Raw genomic sequence first — 3134 nt, forward strand, 5'->3', positions numbered from 1 at the left:
GCGGCCCCGGGTGAAGATCGTGGACGTTTCGCCGGTCTAAGAGAAGGAACGGAACCCGCGACATGTCCCACCCCGCACCGCACACGCCAGAGACACACGAGAGCCGTCCAAGCCCTCCGGCCAGTCAACCCGGCCCGAGCGGCCAACCCGACTCTCAAAGGGACCTCTCCACCGGTGATCTGCGGATCGCCGGCTTCCAGCCGCTGACCCCTCCGCACGAGCTCCTGGCAGAGCTCCCGCTCGACGAGGCCCACGCCGACCTGGTCCGGCGCACTCGTGCCGAGGTTCGCGAGATCGTGGCAGGCCGCGACGACCGGCTGCTCGTGGTCGTCGGCCCCTGCTCGATCCATGATCCCGACGCAGCCCTCGACTACGCGCGGCGGCTCGCACCGGTCGCGGACCGGCTCGGCGCGGACCTGCGCATCGTCATGCGGGTGTACTTCGAGAAACCGCGGACGACGGTCGGCTGGAAGGGCCTGATCAACGACCCCGGGATGGACGGCTCACACAACGTCCAGCGCGGCCTGCGGACGGCGCGAACGCTGCTCTTCGACGTGCTGAGCACTGGGCTGCCAGCCGGCTGCGAGTTCCTGGAGCCGATCAGTCCGCAGTTCATCGCGGACACGGTCTCCTGGGGCGCCATCGGGGCCCGTACGCCGGAGAGCCAGGTCCACCGGCAGCTGGCCTCGGGCCTGTCCATGCCGGTCGGCTTCAAGAACGCCACCAGCGGCGACGTGCAGGCCGCCATCGACGGGTGCATCGCGGCCGCGCACAGCCACGTGTTCTTCGGCGTCGACGAGGGCGGGCGGGCCGCCGCCGTCTCCACCATCGGCAATCCCGACTGCCACGTGATCCTCCGTGGCGGCCAGGCCGGACCCAACTACGGCCCGATCGACGTCCGGGATGCCCTCACCCTGCTACACAAGGCCGAGCTGCCGGAACGCCTGGTCATCGACGCGAGCCACGGAAACAGCGGCAAAGACCACATCCGGCAGGCGGCCGTCACCAGGGAGATCGCCGGACAGCTCGCTGCGGGTCAGAGCGGTATCGCCGGCGTGATGCTGGAGAGCTTCCTCGTCGAAGGCCGGCAGGACATCGACGGCGAGCTCACCTACGGGCAGAGCGTCACGGACGCCTGCATGAGCTGGGAGACCACCGAAGAGCTCCTCGACGTACTCGCGACGGCCGTCCGCTCCCGCCGCACGACGGTCGAGAGTTCCTCGGGCTGACCGTCACGTCAAGCCTCATGGGTCCATGATCAGGTACGAGTTCATGGCGCTATAGCGCCATGAACTCGTACCTGATCAATCCGGCTAACGGCCGATGGGGCTCGCCCTGCAGGACGCAACGCCGTTACCGCCGGGCTGGGAAGAGCACGTCGGCGCTGCCGCCGCCGCGACGCTCCGGCTCGGCCACCGCCTGCATCCGTCCGTCACCGAGGAATTCGATGCCGGTCACCGCGCCGATCTCACCGGCGTCGCTGAGGCTGTGCCCGAACTCTTCCAGCTCCGTGGCCAACGCCGTGCCGATGACCTCCGTTTCGACGAACGTCGCGGCGTTGTTCAGCTGCGACAGCCTGGGCGCGGCCACGGCGTCCGGGAGATCCATCCCGAGGTCGAGCCGGTTGAGCAGCGTCTGCAACACCGTGGTGATGATCGTGGCGCCACCGGGGCTGCCCAGCGCGAGGAACGGTTCGCCGTCGTCGAGCGCGATCGTCGGGGACATCGAGGACCGTGGCCGCTTCCCCGGCCCAGGCAGGTTCGGATCGGGAGCGTCGCCTTGGGTCGGTGTGAAGTTGAAGTCGGTCAGCTCGTTGTTGAGCAGGAAGCCACGGCCAGGAACGACGATGCCGCTGCCGCCGGTCTGCTCGATCGTCAAGGTGTAGGAGGCGACGTTGCCCCACCTGTCCGCGGTGGTCAGATGCGTCGTCGATCCGGCCGCGCTGTCAGGCTCACCGGTGACGCCGAGCTCACCGCACTCGACGTACTCACCGTCCGGGCTGCCAGGCGCCACCGGCTTGGGAGCCGCCTGCTCCGGGTCGAGCTCGCACGCGCGTTCGTCGGCGAACCCCTGCGACAGCAACTCGGCAAGCGGGACATCGACGATGTCCGGGTCCCCGACATAGCGGTTGCGGTCGGCGAATGCCAGGGCGCTCGCCTCGAGATAGTGATGCATGGCTGACGTCTCGTCGTCTGCGGAGAGTTCGACGTTCTCCAGGATGTTCAGAGCCTCCCCGACCGTCGAGCCCCCGGACGACGGCGGCCCCATCCCGTAGACGCCCAGCCCGTCGTAATCGACGAGTGTCGGATCGCGCTCGACCACCTGGTAGTCCGCGAGGTCGTCGACCCCCAGCTCACCCGCCCGGACAACCCGGTCCGCGTCCTCGTCGACCGGCGGAGCCTGAACGGTCGCGGCGATGTCCTCGGCGATCTCACCCGAGTAGAAGGCGTCGGTCCCGTGCTTGGCGATGAGCCGGTACGTCTCGGCCAGATCGCGGTTCCTCAGCTTCGTCCCGACCTCCGGCGGCGCGCCGTCGGGCAGGTACAGCTCGGCCGACGCCGGGAAGTCCGCGAAGATGTCCACGTTGCCCGCGACCTGTGAACGGAACGTCTCGTCCACGACGAACCCCCGGTTGGCGAGCCGAGTCGCCGGACGCAGCGTCGTCCCCAGGGAGAAGCGGCCCCATCGGTCGAGCGCGTCCTGCCAGGTCTGTAGCGTGCCCGGCGTCCCCACCGACAGCCCGCTCACCCTGGCTTCCCCGAACGCCAACGGCTCACCGGTCTCGTCGTCGATGAACAGCTGATCGGTGGCAGCCGCCGGGGCGGTCTCGCGCCCGTCCAGCGTGGAGACCTCACCGGTGTCCGCGTCGTAATGGACGAAGAATCCGCCACCGCCGATGCCCGCTGAGAAGGGTTCGGTGACTCCGAGTGCCGCGGCCGCGGCGATCGCCGCGTCGGCCGCCGTGCCACCGCGACGCAGCATGTGCATGCCGGCGGCGGTCGCATCGGCGTCGACCGTGGACACTGCGCCGCCGTAGCCGACGGCGACGGGCTCTTTCGCCGGCTCCTTGTGGCCGCGGCCGGGTATGGCGTCGGTGCCGCCGTGGGCCGGGCTGAGCAGCCCCGCACCGACCA

At 69.6% G+C, this 3134-nt stretch carries 2 protein-coding genes; one reads left to right on the forward strand and one right to left on the reverse strand.

All coding sequences use genetic code 11. From position 1 onward, the window contains the following. Nucleotides 1-62 precede the first annotated feature (62 nt). Nucleotides 63-1229 carry a 3-deoxy-7-phosphoheptulonate synthase gene (locus ELR45_RS31680; protein ID WP_129669843.1) on the forward strand — a complete coding sequence of 389 codons (1167 nt, stop codon included), beginning with the start codon at nt 63-65 and terminating at the stop codon, nt 1227-1229. Nucleotides 1230-1353: 124 nt separating this feature from the next. On the opposite strand, the gene ggt is transcribed toward ELR45_RS31680, so the two are convergent. Beyond that, nucleotides 1354-3120, reverse strand: a complete 1767-nt coding sequence (ggt, locus tag ELR45_RS31685) for a gamma-glutamyltransferase (protein WP_420813988.1) — start codon at nt 3118-3120, stop codon at nt 1354-1356. Between the last annotated feature and the right edge of the window lie 14 nt (nt 3121-3134).

The sequence above is a fragment of the Phytoactinopolyspora endophytica genome (assembly GCF_004138495.1).
GTDB classification, from domain to species: domain Bacteria; phylum Actinomycetota; class Actinomycetes; order Jiangellales; family Jiangellaceae; genus Phytoactinopolyspora; species Phytoactinopolyspora endophytica.

Bases quoted from the DNA above. Each gene is read 5' to 3' on its own strand.
- ELR45_RS31680 (WP_129669843.1), top strand. From the start codon at position 63: ATGTCCCACCCCGCACCGCACACGCCAGAGACACACGAGAGCCGTCCA.